This window comes from Rhodococcus sp. P4_B6 (assembly GCF_056402215.1).
This window is the reverse complement of record NZ_JBFUHV010000035.1, coordinates 16,517-37,981: the sequence shown is the minus strand read 5'-3', so window position 1 is coordinate 37,981 and position 21,465 is coordinate 16,517. Positions and strand designations below refer to the sequence as shown.

General features: G+C 67.4%; 25 protein-coding genes. 11 read left to right on the top strand and 14 right to left on the bottom strand.

The window, feature by feature from the left end; translation table 11 throughout:
• Positions 1-19 precede the first annotated feature (19 nt).
• The 9 genes from AC1DWT_RS18975 to AC1DWT_RS18935 all read right to left on the bottom strand — a co-directional run bounded on the left by AC1DWT_RS18975 (position 20) and on the right by AC1DWT_RS18935 (position 8,308).
• A complete protein-coding gene (locus AC1DWT_RS18975; RefSeq protein WP_477921747.1) occupies positions 20-793 on the bottom strand; it encodes an SDR family oxidoreductase in 774 nt (257 codons plus the stop codon).
• A complete protein-coding gene (locus AC1DWT_RS18970; RefSeq protein WP_477921746.1) occupies positions 793-1,707 on the bottom strand; it encodes a dihydrodipicolinate synthase family protein in 915 nt (304 codons plus the stop codon). The genes AC1DWT_RS18975 and AC1DWT_RS18970 overlap by 1 nt, the downstream gene beginning before the upstream one ends.
• Before the next feature lie 21 nt (positions 1,708-1,728).
• Positions 1,729-2,535 carry an enoyl-CoA hydratase-related protein gene (locus AC1DWT_RS18965; RefSeq protein ID WP_477921744.1) on the bottom strand — a complete coding sequence of 269 codons (807 nt, stop codon included), beginning with the start codon at positions 2,533-2,535 and terminating at the stop codon, positions 1,729-1,731.
• Positions 2,532-3,800, bottom strand: a complete 1,269-nt coding sequence (locus tag AC1DWT_RS18960) for a CaiB/BaiF CoA transferase family protein (RefSeq protein ID WP_477921741.1) — start codon at positions 3,798-3,800, stop codon at positions 2,532-2,534. Before AC1DWT_RS18960 ends, AC1DWT_RS18965 begins: the two co-directional genes overlap by 4 nt.
• Positions 3,797-5,161: an FAD-dependent oxidoreductase gene (locus tag AC1DWT_RS18955; RefSeq protein WP_477921739.1), complete on the bottom strand. Its 1,365-nt coding sequence runs from the start codon at positions 5,159-5,161 to the stop codon at positions 3,797-3,799. Before AC1DWT_RS18955 ends, AC1DWT_RS18960 begins: the two co-directional genes overlap by 4 nt.
• Before the next feature lie 8 nt (positions 5,162-5,169).
• On the bottom strand, positions 5,170-6,465 hold the full coding sequence (locus AC1DWT_RS18950) for an MFS transporter (protein WP_477921737.1): 1,296 nt from the start codon (positions 6,463-6,465) through the stop codon (positions 5,170-5,172).
• Between the two features lie 219 nt (positions 6,466-6,684).
• On the bottom strand, positions 6,685-7,293 hold the full coding sequence (locus AC1DWT_RS18945) for a helix-turn-helix domain-containing protein (protein WP_477921735.1): 609 nt from the start codon (positions 7,291-7,293) through the stop codon (positions 6,685-6,687).
• A 149-nt stretch (positions 7,294-7,442) separates the two neighbouring features.
• On the bottom strand, positions 7,443-7,814 hold the full coding sequence (locus AC1DWT_RS18940) for a hypothetical protein (protein ID WP_477921733.1): 372 nt from the start codon (positions 7,812-7,814) through the stop codon (positions 7,443-7,445).
• A gap of 29 nt (positions 7,815-7,843) precedes the next feature.
• Positions 7,844-8,308 (bottom strand): hypothetical protein, encoded by a 465-nt coding sequence (locus AC1DWT_RS18935; protein WP_477921732.1) that lies wholly within the window; start codon positions 8,306-8,308, stop codon positions 7,844-7,846.
• 96 nt (positions 8,309-8,404) lie between these two features.
• On the opposite strand from AC1DWT_RS18935, the gene AC1DWT_RS18930 reads away from it, so the two are divergent.
• Positions 8,405-8,884, top strand: coding sequence for an SRPBCC family protein (locus tag AC1DWT_RS18930; RefSeq protein WP_477921730.1), 480 nt, complete (start codon positions 8,405-8,407; stop codon positions 8,882-8,884).
• Between the two features lie 54 nt (positions 8,885-8,938).
• On the opposite strand, the gene AC1DWT_RS18925 is transcribed toward AC1DWT_RS18930, so the two are convergent.
• From AC1DWT_RS18925 to AC1DWT_RS18915, 3 genes are all read right to left on the bottom strand, one after another.
• Positions 8,939-9,481, bottom strand: coding sequence for a hypothetical protein (locus AC1DWT_RS18925; RefSeq protein WP_072936856.1), 543 nt, complete (start codon positions 9,479-9,481; stop codon positions 8,939-8,941).
• 122 nt (positions 9,482-9,603) lie between these two features.
• On the bottom strand, positions 9,604-9,858 hold the full coding sequence (locus AC1DWT_RS18920; RefSeq protein WP_477921727.1) for a hypothetical protein: 255 nt from the start codon (positions 9,856-9,858) through the stop codon (positions 9,604-9,606).
• 174 nt (positions 9,859-10,032) lie between these two features.
• Positions 10,033-10,923 carry an alpha/beta fold hydrolase gene (locus tag AC1DWT_RS18915; protein ID WP_477921725.1) on the bottom strand — a complete coding sequence of 297 codons (891 nt, stop codon included), beginning with the start codon at positions 10,921-10,923 and terminating at the stop codon, positions 10,033-10,035.
• A 126-nt stretch (positions 10,924-11,049) separates the two neighbouring features.
• Here AC1DWT_RS18915 and AC1DWT_RS18910 point away from each other — a divergent pair, with 126 nt between their 5' ends.
• From AC1DWT_RS18910 to AC1DWT_RS18880, 7 genes are all read left to right on the top strand, one after another.
• Positions 11,050-11,670, top strand: coding sequence for a hypothetical protein (locus AC1DWT_RS18910; protein ID WP_477921723.1), 621 nt, complete (start codon positions 11,050-11,052; stop codon positions 11,668-11,670).
• Positions 11,671-11,816: 146 nt separating this feature from the next.
• Positions 11,817-12,197 carry a decarboxylase gene (locus AC1DWT_RS18905; RefSeq protein ID WP_477921721.1) on the top strand — a complete coding sequence of 127 codons (381 nt, stop codon included), beginning with the start codon at positions 11,817-11,819 and terminating at the stop codon, positions 12,195-12,197.
• Positions 12,198-12,245: 48 nt separating this feature from the next.
• Positions 12,246-12,950 carry a TetR/AcrR family transcriptional regulator gene (locus tag AC1DWT_RS18900; RefSeq protein WP_477921719.1) on the top strand — a complete coding sequence of 235 codons (705 nt, stop codon included), beginning with the start codon at positions 12,246-12,248 and terminating at the stop codon, positions 12,948-12,950.
• Positions 12,951-12,958: 8 nt separating this feature from the next.
• Complete coding sequence (locus tag AC1DWT_RS18895) at positions 12,959-13,888, top strand: ABC transporter ATP-binding protein (RefSeq protein WP_477921717.1); 930 nt, start codon at positions 12,959-12,961, stop codon at positions 13,886-13,888.
• Entirely contained in the window at positions 13,885-15,522 is a 1,638-nt protein-coding gene (locus AC1DWT_RS18890) for an ABC transporter permease (protein ID WP_477921715.1), read from the top strand. The genes AC1DWT_RS18895 and AC1DWT_RS18890 overlap by 4 nt, the downstream gene beginning before the upstream one ends.
• Positions 15,523-15,549: 27 nt before the next feature.
• On the top strand, positions 15,550-16,302 hold the full coding sequence (locus tag AC1DWT_RS18885) for an IclR family transcriptional regulator (protein ID WP_206008876.1): 753 nt from the start codon (positions 15,550-15,552) through the stop codon (positions 16,300-16,302).
• 76 nt (positions 16,303-16,378) lie between these two features.
• Entirely contained in the window at positions 16,379-16,534 is a 156-nt protein-coding gene (locus AC1DWT_RS18880; RefSeq protein WP_387487167.1) for a hypothetical protein, read from the top strand.
• A gap of 1 nt (position 16,535) precedes the next feature.
• Here the strand turns inward: AC1DWT_RS18880 and AC1DWT_RS18875 are convergent, their stop codons facing one another.
• The gene (locus AC1DWT_RS18875; RefSeq protein ID WP_477921713.1) at positions 16,536-17,576 is read right to left on the bottom strand and encodes an NAD(P)-dependent alcohol dehydrogenase; all 1,041 of its coding nucleotides are present in this window, start codon (positions 17,574-17,576) and stop codon (positions 16,536-16,538) included.
• A 104-nt stretch (positions 17,577-17,680) separates the two neighbouring features.
• Here AC1DWT_RS18875 and AC1DWT_RS18870 point away from each other — a divergent pair, with 104 nt between their 5' ends.
• From AC1DWT_RS18870 to AC1DWT_RS18860, 3 genes are all read left to right on the top strand, one after another.
• A complete protein-coding gene (locus tag AC1DWT_RS18870; protein ID WP_477921711.1) occupies positions 17,681-18,349 on the top strand; it encodes a TetR/AcrR family transcriptional regulator in 669 nt (222 codons plus the stop codon).
• A 98-nt stretch (positions 18,350-18,447) separates the two neighbouring features.
• Positions 18,448-19,422 carry a PDR/VanB family oxidoreductase gene (locus AC1DWT_RS18865; protein ID WP_477921709.1) on the top strand — a complete coding sequence of 325 codons (975 nt, stop codon included), beginning with the start codon at positions 18,448-18,450 and terminating at the stop codon, positions 19,420-19,422.
• A 29-nt stretch (positions 19,423-19,451) separates the two neighbouring features.
• Positions 19,452-20,654, top strand: coding sequence for a cytochrome P450 (locus AC1DWT_RS18860; protein ID WP_477921815.1), 1,203 nt, complete (start codon positions 19,452-19,454; stop codon positions 20,652-20,654).
• Positions 20,655-20,700: 46 nt separating this feature from the next.
• On the opposite strand, the gene AC1DWT_RS18855 is transcribed toward AC1DWT_RS18860, so the two are convergent.
• Entirely contained in the window at positions 20,701-21,351 is a 651-nt protein-coding gene (locus AC1DWT_RS18855) for a GntR family transcriptional regulator (protein ID WP_477921707.1), read from the bottom strand.
• Positions 21,352-21,465 lie beyond the last annotated feature (114 nt).

Sequence of the window (21,465 nt, the reverse complement as noted above, 5' to 3'; positions counted from 1 at the left end):
TGGAGGGCTGTGTTCTGCCCTAGAGGCTGCGGATCAGGCCGCCGTCGCAGCGGAGTGCGACGCCGGTGATGTACGACGCCGGGGCGCTGCACAGGAACGCGGCGGCGGCGCCGAATTCGTCGGGGTCGCCGTAGCGGCGGGCCGGGATCGTCTTGCGCGATTCGATTTCGATGTCGGTGACGGTGACACCTCGGCGCTTGGCGGCGGCCGCGTCCAGCTCGGCCACCCGGTCGGTGGCGATCCGGCCCGGCAGCAGCAGGTTGACGGTGACGCAGTCGAGGGCGACTTCGGCTGCGAGGGTCTTGAGGTACCCCGCCAGGGCCGCGCGACCGGTGTTGGACATCGCCAGATTGGGCAGGGGCGCAGCAACTCCGGAGGAGCCGATGGCCAGAACCCGGCCCCAGCGACGCTCCCGCATGCCGGGTAGGACGGTCGAGACGAGTGCGTGGTGCGGGCGGAGCAAGATGTCGAATGCCGCCGCGAGATCGTCCGCGCCCAGGGTCGCCGCCGCGCCCGGTCTGGGCCCGGGCCCGTTGAGCACCACGATGTCAACCGGTCCCAGTTCCGCCTCGGTGCGCTCGACGGCGGTCGCGGTGCCTTCCGGGGTGCTCAGGTCGGCCTCGATCGCGATGGCACCGCCCAGCGACGACGCGATCTCCTCGGCACGCTCGCGCCGCCGTCCGGTGATCGCCACGCGTGCGCCCTCGGCGGAGAGGGCCCGGGCGACGGCGAGGCCGAGGCCGCCGGTGGACGCTGCGACGAGCGCGGTCTTGCCGCGGATTCCGAGATCCATCAGATCCTCCCGGCGGTGAGCGTCTCGATGGCCCGTGAGGCCTCGGCCAGATGCGTTGTCAGACTGTCGCGGAGCACCTCCGGGAACGATGCGGCCGGGGCGCGCACCGCCGAGTCCCGGATCAGTCCGCGCTGCAACAACAACTCCTTGCGGACGGCGAGAGCGATCCTCGCCTGCTGCTCGAAATTGACGAGGGGCAGGAACGGTTGCAGGACTTCGCGTGCGGCCTCGTATCCGCCCGTCTGCCAGGCCCGGACACAGGCCACCAGCGCTTCGGGATAGGAGAATCCGGTCATGGCGCCTGCGGCGCCGGATTTCAGTTCGTCCAGCAGGCCCTGCCCGCCGAGTCCGCCGAAGACCGAGACATTCACGGCGGCGGTGAGTTCGGCGACGGCCACGGACGTCGGTGGTGACTCCGCCTTGACGGCCGCGACGAACTCGCAACGCCGCACGACTGCGGCCAGCGCGGCGGTGCCGATGGCCACGCCGCTGGCCGCGGGGTAGTCCTGCAGCACGATCGCGGCGCCGGTCACCCGGTGCACGGCTTGCAGATGGTCGGTGACGACGTCGGCGTCGGCCGAGTTGGCCTGCACCATGAACGCCCGGATCCGCTCGCCCGCCGCGGCTCGGGCGGCACGGATCTCCTCGACGACCGGGCGGGTGGTGAGGGCGGTGACACCCACCACCAGCGGGAGATCGGAAGCCTCGCTGACCGTTTCGAGCACAAGGGCTCGTTCTTCCGTGGACAGTGCCGCGGCTTCACCGAACACCCCGAGCACCGTCAAACCGACGGCGCCGATCCTCTCGTAGTGCTCCACCAGATTCGCGAGGCTGTCGGTGTCGACATCCTGGGTGCTGCCGATGAACGGTGTGGCGACGACGCCCCACACCCCGTGTTCCAATGATTCGCGCATGGTTCTTCCTTTCCGTTCGAGCTACGCGCCGGACCACACGGGCGCGCGCTTTTCCTGGAACGCCAGCACGCCTTCGGCGGAGTCCTTGCTGTCCAAGGCGTCCATGAGTGCCGGAAGCCGCAGTCCCCGCGCCTCGGCGGCGGTGAGATGGGCGGTGCGCGTGACCATCTGCTTGACGGCCCGCAGTGAGGTGGGCGAACACGCCCGGATCTGGTCGAGCCAGCGATCCACGGCGGCGTCCAGCTCCTCGGCCGGGACCACCTCGTTGACGAGCCCCATCGCCTGCATCTCGGCGGCGTCGGCCTTGCGTCCAGTCAGCAGCATGCCCATGGCCTGGGTGTAGGGAACCCGGCGCACCAGCTGATGGATGCCGCCGTCGAGCGCCAGACGCCCGACCCGCGGCTCGGTCAGACCGAACCGGGCGTTGTCGGCGGCCACCACGATGTCCGCGCCCAGAACGATTTCCATGCCGCCGCCCAGTGCGTAGCCGTTCACCTTGGCGATCACCGGAACATCGAGGGTGGTGCGCAGACTCAGTCCGCCGAAGCCGTTGGCGTCCAGTTCGGCCCAGTACTCCAGTCCGGTCTTGTCCACCGCGGCGGCCGTCATGTCGGCCCCGGTGCAGAAGGCCTTCGGTCCGGTGCCGGTGACGACGACCGCGCGAATGCTGTTGTCCCGCTCCAACTGTTCCCAGATGCCGTTCAGGCGTGCCGTGGTGGGACCGTCGACGGCGTTCAGCACGTGCGGACGATTGATCGTCACGGTGGCCACACCGTCGTCGACGGTGAGGATGACGTCGTCACCGTTCTCGGTCGTGCTGTCGGTCATGCAAGGACCCCCAGCGCGACGAGACGCGCGATCACGTCGTCGTCGAATCCGTGTTCCCGCAACACCTCGGCATTGTGCTCGCCGAGACGGGGTGCGCTGTGCCGGATGGACGGTGGGGTCGCCGAGAGCCGGATGGGGGCGTTCAGCATCTTCACCGTGCCGACAGTCGGGTGGTCGGCTTCCACGATCATGCCGTTGATGCGGGTCTGCTCGTCGGCCAGCGTCTGCTCGAGGGTGTTCACCGGGGCGTTCAGCAGACCCTCCTCCTCGAGTCTCGCCGTCCAGTACTCCGTGGTGTTTTGCGCGAAGTGTTCCCGGAAGATCGCCTGCAGTGCCGGTTTGTTGTCGAATTGGAGTTCCTTCGTGGAGAACTCCGGTCGGAGCGTGAGGTCCTCGTCCAGGCCGAGGGCGCGGGAAATGTGCAGGAGCGGGTCGGCCGTGAACCCGCCGACCATGCAGACGGCCCCGTCCGTGGTGGGGAAGACCCCAGTGAAGGGCATTGCGCCCCAATTGACCTCGTAACCGCGATTGAGCTGCATGCACGCCTCCTGCATCTGCATGTGCAGCATGGAGTCGTACATGGTCACTTCCACCTTCTGCCCGGTGCCGTACTGCTCGCGGGCGCGCAGCGCCAGCAGGATCCCCTGCATCAGGTGCATGCCGGTGGTGTAGTCGCACAGGGTGGTCGGGTAGACGACGGGCGGCGCGTCGTCCGACTCACGCCGCCACATCACGCCGGAGTAGGCCTGCGCGATCGCGTCCTGGCCGCCCTTGTGGGAGTACGGACCTTCGGTGCCGAAACCGGTGCCGGACGCCCAGATGATCCCGGGGTTGTCCTTCTTCAGCTTCTCGTATCCGAAGCCCATGCGTTCCATGACGCCGGCCCGGAAGTTGCTGACCACCACGTCCGCATCGCTCATGACCTTGCGCAGCACGGCCCGGCCGTCCTCGGTGCGCGTGTCCACGCTGATGCTGCGCTTGTTGCGGTTGATGGCCAGGAAGATCGGGTTGTCCTGTCCGTCCGGGTCCGGGAACGAGTTGCGGGCGATGTCGCCGGCACCGGGGCGTTCGACCTTGATGATGTCCGCGCCGTAGTCGCCCAGCATCTGCGTCGCGCTCGGTCCCATGTAGACCTGGGTGAAGTCGACGATCTTGACGCCGGTCAGCGGAAGCTTCGGGGCTGCCGGAGCCGGGACATCGGCGAACGCCGTCCGCGTCGGGTGATCTGCGGTGGTGACGTTCAGTTCTTCGGTGGTGGTGCTCATGCCGGGACCGTCGCTTCCTGGTCGAGGGTGGCGTTGGCGGAGGGGATGTCGCCGGGATCCGCGCCGTGGTTGCGCATGCCTGCCTGGATTTCGACGGCGGCCACGTCGCGGACGGTCACGCCGTCCCGGACGGCGATGGCCGCCGCGACACCGACCGCCTGGCCCATGGCCATGCAGGGCGGGATCTCGCGGGACATCTTCTGGGCGTCGGGGGTCGCCGAGTAGTGCCTGCCGGCAACGAGCAACTGCTCCACTTCCTTGGGGAGGAGTGAGCGGTACGGGTAGTAGTAGTCGCGTCCGCGGGCGACGGAGTCGGCGAAGTGCCGCCGGGTGGTCACGTCTTCCTTGGTCATGACGTACTCGCCTTCGAGGAGGCGGGTCTGGCGGACGCCCAGCTGGGATGCGACGTCCACGACGTAGCAGTTGCCGAACCCGGGGAGGTGCTCCTTGACGTATTCCACCGCCTCGGTGATGCGGTCGCGGGCTGCGAACTCGGCGGCCGTGAGGTCGCCCGGGTCGGTGCCGTCGAAACCGCTCATGTGCGGGGCGTTGCACCAGACGACGCCGTCGAGCGGTGTCTTGAGCCACCACAGCTCCCAGGCGCCGCCGAGCAGTCGCTTGATCTTGCGGTTGATTGCCCGCGCCTCCTTGGGATTCTCCTGTTCGAAGCGCTCGGCAGCGGCCGTGTCCACGCCGCCCAACCGGAACACGAGGGTGGTGATGTAGCTGTCCTTGATATGGGCGGCACCGGCACGGGATGCGACGTCGATGTCGCCCGTCGTGTCGATGACCACGTCCGCCAGGAACGCCTGGGGACCGGACTTGGTCTCGCACACCACACCCTTGACGACGCCGTCGTCGACGATGGGACGCGAGAACCAGGTGTGCAGTCGGAGGTTGACGCCGGCCTCGCGGACGAGGTCGTTGGAGACGCGCTTCCAGCCGTCGGGATCGAATGCGGCGGCGTAGCAGATCGGTTTGGGATTGGTGTGGGAGTGGAAATCGAAGGTTCCGTAGCGGCCCCATTTGTTCCACAGTTCGGTGGAAGCCGTGCGGTCTTCCCTGGGCGGGACGACGGCGAGGTCCAGTGCCTGGAGCCGCTCCACGTACTCGGAGACGATTCCGGTGACCGTGATGTCCTGGCCGTTGATCATGTCGTCGAGAACCAGCACCATGCCGCCGGACGCCAGGCCTCCGAGCGACGAGTAGCGCTCCAGCAGAGTGACACTGGCGCCGGAACGGGCGGCCGTGACCGCGGCGGACACTCCGGCGGGGCCACCGCCCACCACGAGCACCTGGGAGCGGTTGACGACGGGCGCCGTGAGGTCGTGGCTGGCGACGCGCAGATYGAGGTTGGTCATGGGAGTCCTTACTTTCCGACGAAGATGCCGTTGGCACGGCGAGCAAGCAGGTAGAAGACGATGCTGAGGATGGAGAGCACGGCCACGTAGACCGGAAATATCCAAGTCGCGTTGACGGATTGGAACCACACGAGCAGGTAGGAAGCAGTGCCGCCGAAGAGTGCGACGCCGATCCCGTACCCCAGTGAGACGCCGGCGCCACGGCAGTTCTTGGGCATCAGTGACGTGCTGACCACGTTGTACAGGGTCATGTTCAGCACCAGGACCACCGAGCCGCCCAGAAGCACGACCGCGAAGCCGCCGATCCCGGGTTGCACGTACATCAGCATCAGGAAAACAGCGGGGACGGCCAGCGCGCGGGTCCAGAGGAACCAGCGTGACATGGATTTGCCGTCCGTCAGCTTGCCGACCACCCAGCTGCCGGCGACCAGAATGACGCCGAGCGCAGTCGTCAGGGCGAACACCGAGGTGGGATCTTCCTTGAAGTTGCTGCGTGCGGCGGCCGGCAGTCCGACGTTCCACGCGTAGTTGTAGGCCTGGGCGGCACCCACCACGAAGATGATGGCGAGAACGCTGAGCCAATGTTTGCGGACGCCCGTCCAGACGGCGCCGGTGGTGTTGTCCGACAGTTCCTCCGGACGCATGGTTTCGGGCAGAGCGCGGCGCAGGTACACGACGACGATGCCGAACACGGCGCCGATGACGAAGGGAATCCGCCAGCCCCATTCACCCATGGCTGCACCGCCGATGATCAGACTGCACAGGAAGCTGACCAGGGACGCCAGGAGCACACCGAGGTTGACGTAGAACGACATGACACCGGCGACGAGGCCTTCTCGTCCGGCGGGGACGAGTTCGACGGCGTGGGCGGTGGAGAGTGGCGCCTCGATGCCGGTGGAGACGCCCTGCATGATGCGGCAGGCGACGAGGATGGCGCCTGCCCACGCTCCGATGTGAGCGTAGCCGGGGGTGATCGCGATGATCAGGGTGGTCACGGCCATCGTGCTGATGGAGATCAGCATGACCCGGCGACGGCCGATCCGGTCCGCGAGGGTTCCGAGCAGGACGCCGCCCAGCGGCCGGAAGGCGAAGCCGACGGCGAAGACAGCCAGGGTGTTCAGCGTCGCGCTGAGGGGATCGGTGGAGGGGAAGAAGTTCGGTCCGATGAACGCCGACAGGAGTCCGAAGACCATCCAGTCGTACCATTCGAGGGCGTTGCCGAGGCCGAGGCCGAGAAGGCCTTTGCGGACCTCGGGTGTGAGTTGTTGATGCCTGCTCGGTGCTGTCACAGTGGTGTCTAGCAATGGACTTGTCCTTACGCTGGCACCTCGAGGGTGCAAGAGGATATGACGCATCACGGCAACGCGACGCGTTGTGTCCGGCCGGGGAGACGGCCTGACGGTAAGGAGGTTGGGCTGACGGCAGGCGGTGGACGCCGTGTTCACCACGGTGGTGTGTCAACCCAATTCGCTACGCATACCTCTTCGTAGCTGTTCTGGTACCGGTGCGGATGTACGCCGCGGTCACCACGCGTGTGGTGCGTTGACCCAGATCGCTACGCATACCTCTTCGTAGCTGTTCTTGTACCAGTGCGGAATGTCCGAGGAGAAGGTGATCGAGTCACCCGCTTCCAGGGAATGGCATTCCCCATCCAGATAGATGTCTTTGCGGCCGGCGAGGATGATGCCGAACTCTTCGCCGCTGTGACGGAACGGGGTTGCGCTGGTGTCGTGTCCGGGCGGAGTTTCGATCCATTGCGCCTCCAGTGCGCCGCCGCCCAGTTCGGGGGTGAGCAGCTCGTAGACGGCTTCCCCCATCGACTTCTTGGTGACGCCGACGAGGTTGCGCCGCTCGTGTTTTCGCACGACGGGCGACGTGGTGTCCGGTTGGCCGATGAAGAATCTGCCGACCGGGATGTCCAGCCCGTGGGCCAGCTGGGCGAGTGTGGTGAAGGACGGATTGGCCAGACCGCGCTCGATCTGACTGACGATCGCCGGGCTGAGTCCGGTGATGTCCGAGAGCTGCGCAAGGGTCAGGCCCTTCTCCTTGCGCATGGTGCGAATCTTGTTGCCGACGGTCGTCAACAGGGCACTCGTCGCGGGGGGAGTGTGCGTTGAGCTCTCAGCCGTCATTGGCTTTTCCTCCCACTGGGTGACCTGACTCACAGAACTATAGTGAAGATCTTCAGCGAGTCAATGGCTTCTTTTAAATATTCTGAAAAAGTTCATTGGATCCGTGATTATCGAGGTCGGCAAGGGGTGCTTCCCGCGCCCACGGGCGGTCAGAGTTCGAGGTACAGGAAGTTGTCGCCCCAGTTCGTCTCACCGGCAGTCGTGGCGAAGTAGAAGATGCGCTCGGAGAATCCGCAGTCGAAGTACTGGGCGATTTTCGATTCGCCGGGAGCGAGCGTGCCGAGGGTCGTGCTCTCGTACACGAGCGGGGTGTGGACAGTGACACCGGTGGCGGTGCCGTCGCCCTCGTTGGTGACGCGCACGGCGCACGCACTGATGCCTTCGATATTTGCCTGGGTGATCACGAGATCGGGGCCGTCACCCAGGGAGCCGAACGGCGCGGCGGACGCCGTTGCCGTTCCGACGGCCATCAGTCCCGCGATCATTGCCCCCGCCACTGCCGTACGTCGAAGGTTGCGCATGTTGTGCCCTTTCCTCGGTTGTCCGGTACTCAATACACAGTGATCTCGGTGCTGCTGGGGATGTGCGGGCGGTCGGTGGTCAGCGTGACCTCGACGCGACCGGATCCCGTCTCGAGGTGGGCCCACGGTTCCGCCGGGAAGTCGAGCAGTCCGCCGCTGACATCGGCCGACCACGATCCTGTGGCACCGGTATCCAGGTTGCGCCAGTGCAGCGTCGCGAATACCGAGCACAGCACTCCCGGCGTCGCCGACACACCGACGAACGTCGCGTTCAGCCGAACGTAGACCAGCCCGGGCAGCGCGTCGGTGGCAACGGTGACTCCTCCGATCCTGCCGCCACAGGCAATACCGTGAGCAACCGTCGCGGTGTCCGGAATGTTCACCCACCGGTCCTGGGTTTGGTCCGCCGCGGCCGGGGCGGCGGCACCGAACAATCCGGCCAGCGCCAGTCCGGTGATCGCGATCGACTTGCCGAGCGTAGGAAGAAGAGGCATGGTGCTCCAGATCGCCGTCGGTCAATGGTTCCGACGGTACCTCGGAAACCGAGCGTCGGCGTCGAACCTGTAGTCACTCCGTGGTGTGATCGAGTCATGACCGAGGAGAACGAGATTCCCACGATCGTCACCGCCAGCCGCGTCATCACTGCCCCGGCGCGGGTGATCTTCGAACTGATCGCCGACCCGGTGCAACAGCCGCGCTGGGACGGCAACGACAACCTGGCCGAGGCTGCGCCCGGGCAGCGGGTGCGCGCCGTGGGTGACGTATTCACCATGACGTTGACCAACGCAGGCATCCGCGACAACCACGTGGTGGAATTCGAAGAGGGGCGGCTGATCGCCTGGACGCCGTCCGAGCAGGGTCATCCACCGCCGGGGCATCTGTGGCGCTGGGAGCTGGAGCCGCTCGACGAGAGCCGCGTCCGGGTCACGCATACCTATGATTGGTCGCGCTTGACCGACGACCCGAAACGACGCGAGCGTGCCCGCATCACCACGTCCGACTGGCTGCTGGCGTCGGCGGACCGGCTTGCCGAACTCGCCGAGGCGAACGACGGGCAACCACCCGCCTGACAGCCGAGGACTGTCGGCGGCGGGCACTGTGCGCCACGCCGCCGACGGCTCCGATTACCGCCCCGGTACGACGGAGATCGTTCCCTGGCAGACGGCGTTCTGGGAATTGACGAACCACCATCCCGCGCCGGTCTGGACGGTGACGGTGAACGACACCGTTCCGGTTCCCGTCCAGGTCCGGTTGATCGGGATTCCCGGGTTCTGCTGCCACGCCGCCTCGTCGCTGACGCTGTGGCCGGTCGCGCCCGTCGTCGTGTTGTGCCAGTCGACCGACACCCGCGTGCCGTACCAGTTGATTCCGATGCTCGGGATCAGACCGCCGGGCGGCGTGGGCAGTTCGTTCCCGCCGCTGAGCAGGATCGCCGGCTCCAACACCGACCCACCCGGTCGCAGCGACTCCCCGGACGAAGCATTGACGGTCCACGTGAACGGCGGCGCCCAGACGAGCGGATTCGCGCTCGAGCACGTCATCGTCGTCGATGTCGGTGGTGCGGGCTGAGCATGTGCGACCGCACCCCCTCCTGCCACGACAGCGGTTCCCAACCCGACAGCAGTGAGTGCCGCAGCGCATGCGCGGCGCCCCAACTGGTTGCTCATGAGCCCTCCCATTTCTTCATTCCCCGAGACTCGAGACGTACCTCGCCCCCTGGACTTTCGGCGGCGGACAAGAATTCGTTACAGCTCGTGCGAGTCGGGCCTCTCTCACGCACACGCATTCACTAGTTCCGGGCCGGTGGCAGGTCGCGTTGCACCAACAGCAATTCGGAGGCTTCGATGACACCGGGAAAGTAGAAGTAGCCTTCCGGAGACTGGACCAGATCGGCATCATCGATGCCGTGGACTTCCCACACGTCCACTGCTCCACCGGTGTTGTTCATCCGCACGAACCAGTCGCGTTCCCGCTCGCCTGCAGCGAGGAAACAGCCCTGCTGCTCGGGGCGGTAGCTCCCTGCGATACCGCGAGCCGCACCCATCCGACTCCAGTCCAATCCGTATCGGGAAATGGATGCACGATTCAACACCGAGGTGACGTGGTAGCAGGGTGGCATTAACCCAAAGTAACTCGGAACATGACCATTACACAGTGAATTTCGGTCCCGACCGGATGCCGGAAGCGGCAGTGGCGTGGCAGTTCTCGGCCGGGCCCTTCAGTTGGATGCTGACGCAAGGTCGCTCGCTGTCAGCGCGAGGATGTCGTCGGCGTGGCTGACGGCGATGAAATGACCACCACCGCTGACCGGGTGCCAGACGGCGCCCGGAGTCCTGTCGGCCACCGTCTTGTTGATGATCTCGGGGACGAGGGTGTCTGCGCCGCCCTGCCAGAAGTGCACCGGGCGTTTCACTTTGGTCATGTCGAACGGCCAGGCCTCGTAGAGCATCGTGGCGTCGACGACGAGTCCGTCTGCGCCGTGACGAAAGCACTCCCGGCTTGCCTTCAGGAATGTTGTGAGGACTTCCTCGTCGGCCAGTACCTCCCGGTCTGCCGCGCACGCCGACTTTGTGATCGCCTGCCCGTAACGCTCCTCGAAATGTGTGGCGCTCATGCCGAGCAGCTCGTACATAAGGGTGAAACCGGGGTGGAAGTGCAGCGCCAGGCGACCGCCCAGCGCGTCCACGCTGCTCAGATGATCCGCGGCCCAGTTCGCGCCGAACGTTCCGTAGTTGCCGCCGGCGATGCACACGACGCTGACCAGTCGCATCGGGTCCAGATACGCGGCCGCCGCCAGGGCCCACGGTCCGCCCTCGGACCAGCCGGTCACCGCGAACCGGTCGGCGTCGAACGAGTCGGCCAGCAGCAGGAGGTCGTCGGTCCAGCTTTCGAAGGTGCGACCCGGCTGGAGGTCGGACCGACCGATGCCCGGCCGATCCGCGCAGACGAATCGCAGTCCGTTGGCCTTCGCGTACGAGTCGAACAGTTCGGCCTCCAATCGGCTCGACGGTCCGCCGTGGTTGTGCAGCACGAGCGGCCCGCTCGGGTCACCGGCTTCGAGATACGTGATGGTCCGGCTGCCGATCCGGATGCTTCCCTCGCTCGTCACGTGGACTCCTCACAGTGTTGGCCGGACGCCGAAACCGGGTGGGCGGCGTCGAAACTGCAGGTACTCGGATCTTTTCCATACTAGGCTCGACGGGTGGTTCGTCCCGAGCAGTAGGGGGTATCCGGCGTGGTGCAATCGACGGAGCGGCACGGCGTGCGCACGCGCGGCGGTCGCGGATCTCTCGCCTTCCTCTCGATCGTCCTGGCCGGGGTCGTGCTCGCGGCGGGGTGCGGGCAGCAGGACTCCGGGTCCGATGCCGAGTCGCAGCAGGATCAGACGACGTCCGAGGCGAACCTCGTGCCCGAGGACGTGGTCGTCGCGCTGGACGGAGTGCAGAGCTACTTCCCTGAGATCGAGCGACAGACCGCGACGGGTGAGAACTCCACGGCGGCCGGTGCCCCCGAAGCGACGCGAATGGTCATCTACGAAGGCGGCGACGGGCGAAGGGTCACCATCTCCGTGGATCAATACGCCAGCTCCGCTGCGGCGTCCACCGCGTTCGAGCAGGCGATCGGCAAGAGTGAAGTCGTGCCGGGTTTCGTGGCGCTGCCCGCGCCGGCAGGCGTCGGCGACAAGGCGTTCGCCGGTGCCGTCACTCAGGGCGAAGACACGCACATCGGGTACGGCGCGCTCGCCGGTGAGTACGTCATCGGGGTGACCTCGGCCGGCTATCCGGCCACTCCCGAGAACGTCGACAAGCTGACCGGTCTCACGCGCGACGCGGTCGCGAAGGCCACCACGGCATAGGGCCGCGCCAACACCGCGTCAGGATTGCGGTCGCCGGAGTCAGATCGGCGTCAAGACCCGCCGAATCCTCGCGCGACGGGGGTAGATCTGGAACTGAATCCCCGAGTCGGCCCACCCACGGCCGTCGACGGATCGAGGAGGTTCCGATGACGCTTCATCTTCCCCATCTGTTCGCGCACGAGCAGTCGCGGCAGAACACGCTGCTCGACCTGTCGGTCCTCGGCGCGACCGGCCCGGGCATCGAGGATGCGCTGCGTGCGGTGATGGAACAGCCGCAACCGCGGCTCGTCGGTTTTCGCTGCGCCGCGGATTCCGAAGCCATCGACGACGCGATCGGGCTGATGGAACAGGTCCGGCGCGACCACGGGGTGATCCTGACGGAGCTGGTCCTGGCGGACGCGGATCGGGTCGATCTGCGCGAGGCTGTCGACGAAGCCCTGGACGAGACCTGCGCCCGGAATCGGTTCCCCCGCCCGAGTGTCGTGTTCACTGGGCGCCCGGCTGTTTCCGCCTTGACGAAATCTTGACGCAGTCACCCCTTGCGCCCGGTTGAACGCGCGTTTAGCGTATTAAACATGCGTTCAACCAATGCCGCTTCCGGGGTTCCGCAACCCGACATGACCACCCGCGCCCGAGTGCGCGACGCGGCCATCACGGTGTTCGGCAATCACGGTTTCGGCACCGGAGTGCGGGCGATCGCCACCGCCGCCGGGGTGTCACCCGGCCTGGTCATCCACCATTTCGGTTCGAAGGACGGCCTGCGTGCCGAATGCGACGAGCACGTTCTGCGGATCATCCGGGAGCAGAAGGCGGAGGCAATATCGACGCCCGGACCGGCGGGAGCCATGCAGGCCCTCGCCGACATCGAGCAGTACGCCCCATTGGTCGCGTATATCGTGCGGAGTTTCCAGGCGGGCGGAGGTCTCGGCGAATCCCTCTTCGAGCACATGGTGGAAGACACCACGCAGTACCTCGAACTGGGAGTGGCGACCGGAAATGTCCGGCCCAGCCGCAACCCAGCGGCGCGGGCGCGCTACCTGACCCTCTACAACGTCGGCGCGATGCTGCTCTACCTGCAGATGCGCGCAGACAAGGAAGTTCCGCTCGATTACGCCACCGCCATCCGCGACCTCGCCACCGACGTCACGCTGCCCGCCCTCGAGATGTACACCGAGGGTCTGCTGCCGGATTCGTCGATGCTCGAGGCATATCTGGCCACCGAAGACGGCGCCGCGCAGGCGGGTGCGGCACCCCCAGAACATACCGACTCCCCGAACTAGGAGCAGCTATGAGCGCGATCATCGAAGTGCGCAACCTGGTGAAGACGTTCGGACGAACCCGGGCGCTGGACGGACTCGACCTCGAGGTCGGCGAAGGGGAAGTACATGGATTCCTCGGGCCGAACGGGGCAGGCAAGTCCACCACCATCCGCGTCCTCCTCGGCAGCCTGCACCCCGACAGCGGTGAGGCCATCGTGTTCGGCCGCGATCCGTGGCGCGACGCCGTCGCACTGCACCTCGACATGGCGTACGTCCCCGGCGACGTGACACTGTGGCCGTCGTTGTCCGGCGGCGAGACCATCGACCTCCTCGCGCGGATGCGCGGCGGACTGGACGAGACCCGCAAGAAGGATCTGATCGAGCGTTTCGACCTCGACCCGCGGAAGAAGGGGCGAGCGTATTCGAAGGGCAATCGGCAGAAGGTGGCCCTGGTGTCGGCGTTTTCGTCCGACGCCCGCCTGCTGCTGCTCGACGAGCCGACGTCCGGGCTGGATCCGTTGATGGAGCAGGTGTTCCGTGAGTGCGTGGGCGAGGCCCGCGACCGCGGGGTGACGGTGCTGCTGTCCAGTCACATCCTGTCCGAGGTGGAGGCGCTGTGCGAGCGGGTGACCATCATCCGGTCGGGGCGGACCGTCGAATCCGGGACACTGGCGTCGATGCGGCATCTCAGCCGAACATCGATCACTGCCGAACTTCTCGGTGATCCCGGCGATCTGAGTCGCATCGACGGTGTGGCGGACATCCAGTTCGACGGGACCACGCTGCACTGCCAGGTCGACAGCGAGCATCTCGGCCAACTCATCCGGGTGCTCGGCGACACGGGGGTGCGGAGCCTCGTCAGCAAGCCCCCGACCCTCGAAGAACTCTTCCTGCGGCACTACGAGATCGACGACGGCCCGACGGCGTCGTCCGACACGGTGGAGAAGGTGCGGGCATGACTACCGCGACGGTGTCCCGGTTCCGGCCCGTGGAACCGGCGCCGGTATCTTCCTCGGATTTCACGGGGACGCTGCACTTTCTGCGGTTGTTCCTGCGCCGGGACCGGATCGCGCTGCCCCTGTGGGTGCTGATCTTCGCGTTCGCGCCCGCGCTGTACGTCACGAGCATCGCCGACATCTACACCTCGCCGGCCGACCTGGCGGAGTTCGCGGCCACCACGGCGGCCAGCCCCGCGCAGATCGCCATGTACGGGCCGATCTTCAACTCCAGCCTCGGTTCGGTGGGGGTCTGGAAGGCCGGCATCTACTACACGCTGATCGGGCTGGTGGTGATCCTGACCGTCATCCGGCACACCCGCGCCGAGGAAGAGACCGGCCGGGCCGAGCTTCTCGACTCCACCGCCGTCGGACGGTATTCAGGTCTGACCGCGGCGCTGATCCTCGCCGGTGGTGCCTCCGTCGTCACCGGGATTTTCTGTGCGGCAGCGTTACTCGCCCGCGACCTCCCGGTGGGCGGCTCGGTGGCCTTCGGGACGTCGCTGGCCTGCTCCGGTCTGGTGTTGACGGCGGTGGCGACCGTTGCGGCCCAGGTGAGCACCGGCGCCCGCGTCGCGCGCGGCATCGCGTTGACGGTGCTGGGCGTCGCGTTCGCGTTGCGCGCGGTCGGTGACGCCGGCAGCGGCACCCTGTCGTGGTTCTCGCCGCTCGGCTGGGCCTTGCAGATCCGTCCGTATGCCGACGAACGCTGGTGGGTCGTTATCCCCAGCCTGGTTACGGCGGCCGTACTCACCTGGGCGGCATACGCTCTCCTGCGCCGTCGCGATGTCGGCGCCGGCCTGATCGCCGAACGGCCCGGTCCCACCGACGCATCGCCTGCGCTCGCCGGAACCCTCGGGCTTGCGTGGCGGATGCACCGCGGCACACTCGCGGCCTGGACCGCCGGGCTCGGACTGTACGGACTGCTGATCGGCAGCGCCGCGAACGGCGTCGGCGGCCAGGTCGGCAACAGTCAGACGATCCGCGACATCATCCTGCGGATGGGTGGGTCGCAGTCGCTGGAGGAATCGTTCATCGGCTACGCGTTCACCATGCTCGCCATCGCGGCCGCGGCCTACGCGATCTCCGCGTCGTTGCGGTTGTACTCGGAGGAGAACGCGCAGCGTCTCGAGCCCGTGACCGCCGGTTCCGTCGGCCGGGTCCGGTGGGCGTCGAGCCACATCCTGTTCGCGTTGCTGGGTCCGGCGGTCGCGATGGTGGTGGCCGGGGTGGCCGGCGGGCTCACCTACGGCGCGTCCGTCGGCGACGTGGGTGGGGCCCTGCCCGGCGTGGTCGGGGCGGCGCTCGTGCAGCTTCCCGCGATCTGGATGCTGGCCGGAGTGACGGTCCTGCTGTTCGGTGTCGTTCCGCGGTTCACGCCGGTGGCGTGGGGAGTGCTCGTCGCGTTCCTGCTGATCTTCATGGTGGGGTCGATCGCGCAGTTCCCGCAGGCGGTACTGAATCTCGAACCGTTCAGCCACGCTCCGAAGCTGCCGGGCGGCCAGTTCGAATGGGCGCCGATCGGGTGGCTGCTGCTGATCACGGCCGCGCTGATCGTGGTGGGTGTGGCGGCGTTCCGGCGGCGCGATCTGCGCTGATCCCCGGCCGGTGTGCACACTGAAGGCATGGCACGTGTGCACACCGGCGAGTCCGTCCTGGCCCGGACGGTGCGGATCGTCGAATCGTTCCGTTCCGACGATTCGCTGCTCACGGTGTCCGAGATCGCCCGGCGGTCCGGTCTCCACATCTCCACGACGTCGCGGCTGATCGACGAACTGGTGGGATGCGGCTGGCTCGAGCGTGAGGACCGGAAGGTGCGGATCGGGGTGCGCCTGTGGGAGGTCGCGTCGCGGGCGTCCCCGACCCTCGGGCTCAGGGAAGCGGCGATGCCGTTCATGGAGGACCTACACGCCGTCGTCGGGCAGCACACGCAACTCGGTGTCCTCGAAGGCGACGAGGTGTTGTTCATCGAGCGACTCACGGCGCCCGGAGCCGTCGTCAACTACACGCGCATCGCCGGCCGGATGCCGCTGCACGTCTCTTCGTCCGGGCTGATCCTGCTCGCGCACGGACCGTCGGAGCTCCAGGAACGGATCCTCGGAGAGCCGTTGAAGGTGTTCACCGACAAGACGATTCGTACCCCACGACAGTTGCGGGGTGTGCTGGCGGACGTGCGCCGGCACGGCTACATCCTCTGTGCCGGTCACCTGTACCCGGACACGACGGGTGTCGCCGTTCCGGTGCGGGACGGCACCGGCAAGGTGGTCGCAGCGCTGTCGGTCGTCGTGCCGAACGACGAGAAGGCGTACGCGCAGATCCCCGCGCTGCAGGCGGCCGCGAAGGGCATCACCCGGGTGATGGCGACCGCGTCGAAGTAGGCCCTCTGCGGTGGACTATCCGACCCGCCCGTGCCACGGTGGAATCGGAACCACTTCTCCCGGAAAGCGCAGCACCATGGAAAGCACCGCACAACCCAGCCCCCTGGAATGCCCGGACTGCCACGCCCTCACCGCGGATCTCGAGGCACACAAACTCTGGCATTCCCGGCTCGTGCACGACATCGCCACCGCGGTCGACAAGGACATCAGCCGACGGGCACACACCTCCTGACTCAGTCGGCAGACACGGAGAGCACGACTTTTCCGCGCACCTGCCCGTCGACGAGGCGACGGAGGGCCGTGGCGGCGTCGCCCAGCGGGTACGTCCGCTCGACGATCGGTCTGACGTCTCCCGACTCGACGAGGTCGCGAAGCACGAGCAGGTCGTTACCGTCCTCCTTCGAGACGAACACGCACAGTGTCTGACTCACGAAGGGGGACAGCGCCAGCGCGCGGAGTTGGCGATCCGTGCCGCCCAGCCACCGTCCATCCGTTTCGCCGCCGACGATGACGAGTCTCCCGCGCGGAGTGAGGACCCGGCGCAGCCGCGACAGCGACGTGTTGCCGCCGATGTCGAGGACGACGTCGTAGCGTCGTCCGAGCCGGGTGACGTCTTCGGTTGTGTAGTCGACGACGTGATCGGCGCCGATCGACCGGACCAGGTCGACCTTCGCGGTGCTGCACACGCCGGTGACCTCCGCGCCGTACGCCTTGGCGATCTGCACGGCGAACGTGCCCACACCGCCAGAGGCGCCGAGGATCAACACCGACTGCCCCGCCGCGACCCTGCCGTGGTCGCGTACCGCCTGCAGCGCGGTGAGCCCGGAGATCGCGATCGCCGCGGCCTGCTCGAACGTCAGGTCGGCCGGCTTGTGTGCGAGTTTGGCCGCGGGCGCGCACGCGTACTCCGCGAACGTCCCGGTGCCGATGCCGAACACGTCGTCGCCGGGCCGGAATCCGGTGACGCCGGGGCCGACCGCTTCGACGCGCCCGGCGAGGTCCATCCCGGGAACGGCGACCTTGGGCCTGCGGAGGCCGTACCCGGCGAGGCGCAACGGGTACGGGAGTCCGGTCACGAGGTGCGCCACGCCGCGATCGACTCCCGCCGCGTGCACTCGGACCAGCACCTGTTCGGCGGCGGGAACGGGTATCGCGACGTCCCCCAGTTCGAGGATCTCGGGCGGCCCGTAGACGTCCCGGACGACGGCCTTCATCGTGCCGCGTTGGTGCTCGGACGCGGAAGTGGGGCGTTCGGGTTCGGTCGGTGACTCCATTGTCGGGGCTCCGTTCGGAGAGTGATCGGCCATCTGCTTACAGCGTACGCTTACAATGTAAGTCTGATGCTTACAACGTTGACTGTCCCGATGGAGAATGAGCGATGACGGAACTCCGTGTTCCCCTGACCCGGGAGCGTGTCCTGCGCGCCGCCGTCGACCTGGCCGACGACAGCGGTGTCGACGCACTCACCATGCGCCGGATCGCGCAGACGCTCGGGGTGGAGGCGATGTCGCTGTACCGCCACGTGAAGAACAAGCCCGACCTCCTCGACGGCATGGTCGACGTCGTCTTCGGCGAGATCGACCTGCCGCAGACCGGGCTCGATTGGACGACCGCGATGCGCCGGCGGGCGATCTCCGCACGCGACGTGCTCGCGCGGCACCGCTGGGCCACCGTTCTGATGGAGTCCCGCGTGACGCCCGGTCCCGCGACGCTCCGCCACCACGACGCGGTGCTGGGGATTCTGCGGGCAGCGGGATTCTCCATCGAGCTTGCCGCGCACGCCTTCTCGGTGCTGGACAGCTATATCTACGGGTTCGCGATGCAGGAGGCGAGTCTGCCGTTCGGCTCCTCCGGCGAACTCGCCGACGTGGCGGAGGCGATCCTGGCGAGTGTCCGGGCCGACGAGTACCCCCACCTCACCGAGTTCGTGACGGAGCACGCGATGGCTCCCGGCTACGACTTCGGCGACGAGTACGAGTACGGGCTGGATCTCGTTCTGGACGGACTCGAGCGTGTGACGGCACCGGAAATTCGCCTGGGGGAGTGACCTCGGTTGCGGCCTCGACTTTCAACTATTGAAAATGCTCTGGCGGCTCGGCCCCTGCTCGGAAGATCCTCGAACAAACGCGAGATCGAGGAGTCGAGATGCCACAGAACCCGGTTTCTTCCGGTGCGCCAGCGGACGCGGCGCTGCGAGTTGTCGCCAAAGAGGTTGTCGCGGAGGGTGTCGTAGCGCTGACCTTGCGGCACCCGGACGGCCGGCGGCTGCCGGACTGGGCGCCCGGCGCCCACATCGACCTGATGCTCCCGAACGGGCTGACCCGCCAGTACTCGCTGTGCGGTGACCGTTGGGAGGCGCACACCTACCGGGTCGGGGTGCTGCGGGAACCCGCCGGCCGCGGCGGGTCCGCGTACGTCCACGACGAACTGGCCGAGGGCGACCTCGTCGGGGTCGGCGGCCCGCGCAACAACTTCCCGCTCGCCCCCGCGCCGAGGTACCTGTTCATCGCCGGCGGTATCGGAATCACTCCGCTGCTGCCGATGATCCGCCAGGCAGAACTGATGGGAATCGACTGGCAACTCCTGTACGGCGGCCGCACCCGGACGTCCATGGCGTTCCGGGACGAACTCGCCGGCTACGGCGACCGGGTGGTCGTCGTGCCCCGGGACGAGCAGGGCCACCCCGACCTGCCCGCGTATCTCGCCGCCGCGGCCGCCGCCGAGGCGAAGGTCTACGTGTGCGGACCCGGGCCGCTGCTCGCGGCCGTCGAAAGCTGTTGCGCCGACTGGCGTGTGGGCTCGCTACGGACCGAGCGTTTCGTGCCGCAGGACCGGGGCGCACCGCTGCGCGACGTACCGTTCGAGGTGGAACTCGCGCGCTCCGGCCTCGCGGTGACGGTGACTCCCGGCGCCAGCGTCCTCGACGCGGTGCAGGCGGCCGGGGTCAACGTCCTGTCCTCGTGCCGCGAGGGCACGTGCGGGACCTGCGAGACGACCGTCCTCGCCGGCGCCCCCGACCACCGCGATTCCGTCCTCGATGACGACGAGCGATCCGCAGGCGACTGCATGCTCATCTGCGTCTCACGGTCGTGCTCCGACCGTCTCGTGCTCGATCTCTGACACACCCAGCGAAGGGATTTCCCGTGACGATGTTCGCCCCCGCCCCCGCGTTGCCCGTCAGCGACGCCGACCCGTTCGCCCTCGACGTCCTGCAGGACCCGTTGCCGTTCCAGGCGGACCTGCGGGATGCGGGCCCGGTCGTGTACCTGCGGCGCTACGACGTCTTCGCGCTCGGTCGCTACGAGCAGGTCCATGCCGCGCTGACCGACTGGCAGTCGTTCCACTCCGCCGCCGGGGTCGGGTTGAGCAACTTCCGGTACGAGACCCCGTGGCGGCCCCCGAGCATCCTGCTCGAGGCCGACCCGCCGCACCACGACGCCCCGCGGGCGGTGCTGAGCAAAATTCTGGGTCCGCGCGCACTGCAGAAGCTCAGGGCGTCGTGGATTCGGGACGCAGACATCCTTGTCGACCAGTTGCTCTCTAACACAACCGAATTCGACGTGGTCACCGACCTCGCTGCCGCGTTCCCGCTGCGGGTCTTCCCGGATGCCGTCGGCATCTCCGGCACCGGACGGGAGAACCTGCTGCCGTACGGGGACCACGCCTTCAACAGTTTCGGTCCGCTCAACAGCCTGGTGGAGAAGGGGGCGCCCCGGGTAGCCGAACTGTCCGGCTGGGTCAACGAGCAGTGCGCGCGCGACGCGCTCACCGGCGACGGCTTCGGTGCGCAGATCTGGGCGGCGGCGGACCGCGGCGACATCACGTACGAGCAGGCGCCGCTCGCCGTGCGCTCGCTGTTGACGGCAGGCGTGGACACCACGGTCAACGGGCTCGCGGCCGTGCTCTACGCGTTCGCGCGGCATCCGGAGCAGTGGGCGAGGCTGCGCGAGAATCGCACGCTGGCCCGGACGGCGTTCGACGAGGCCGTGCGGTGGGAGTCACCGGTGCAGACGTTCTTCCGCACGGCCACGCGTGACACCGAGATCGGCGGCACGGTGATCCCCGACGGCAGGAAGATTCTGATGTTCCTCGGCGCCGCGAACCGTGATCCGCGCAGGTGGGACGATCCGGACGCGTTCGATCTCGACCGGAATCCGTCCGGGCACGTGGGGTACGGGATGGGCATCCACCAGTGCGTCGGCCAGCATGTCGCCCGCCTCGAATCGGAGGCGTTGCTGACGGCGCTGGCATCCCGGGTGGAGTCGCTGGAGATCGCCGGGCCGGTGCGCCGTCACCTCAACAACACGCTGCGGTCGTGGGAATCGGTGCCGGTGCGGGTGCGGCTCGCCTGACCATACGTACGTATGTATTGACAGGAGTTCGGTCTGTTGTAGCTGGTTACGACGTGTCGGAGGCGGACTCGTCGATGTCGAAGAGTTCGCCGATCAGACCGCCCAGGAATCGCCGGTGCTGCGAGGACACTTCGGCCGCCGCTTCGCCGTCCCGGGTTGCGCACAGGGCGATCAGTTTGTCGTGGTGTTCGATGGCGTCCTGCCAGCCGCGGAGGCTGGAGAACTTGCGGTAGTAGATCCGGTGGATCTGCGGGTGCACCTGGTGCATGAGCCGCTTGAGCAGTGGGTTGGCGGCCGCCTCGACGATGATGCCGTGAAGGGTGTCGTCCGCGGCGAGGGCGGCACCGATGTCGTTGGCCTTGATCGCCTGCGCGAGGTCGTCGTTGGCGCCGCGCATCACGGCGATCATGTCGTCGGTAAGGTTGGGAACCCCCGTCTTCACGGCCAGCTGGTCCAGAACTTCCATCACTGCGAGCGTTGATTCGACGTCGGCGCGGTTCAACGGGGTGATCCGGGTGAAGGCGGCGGGTTTGGCCTCGACGAGTCCGGTGTCGATCAGCCGTGCAAGCGCCTCACGGACCGGGGTCCGGCTCAAGCCCAGATGTTCGGCCAGTTCGCTGTCTTTGACCTTGGATCCGGGCGCGAGTTCACCGGTGACGATCGCGTCGCAGATCCGCTCGAACGCGACGTCGCTCATGCGAGGGCGCTCCACCGGATTATCACGCAACATACTGGATACTGTAACTCTGCAGGCCGCACGCTCCTGGGGGCGCGTGGGCGACTGCCCGGCGCCCTTGCCGTGAAGACACCG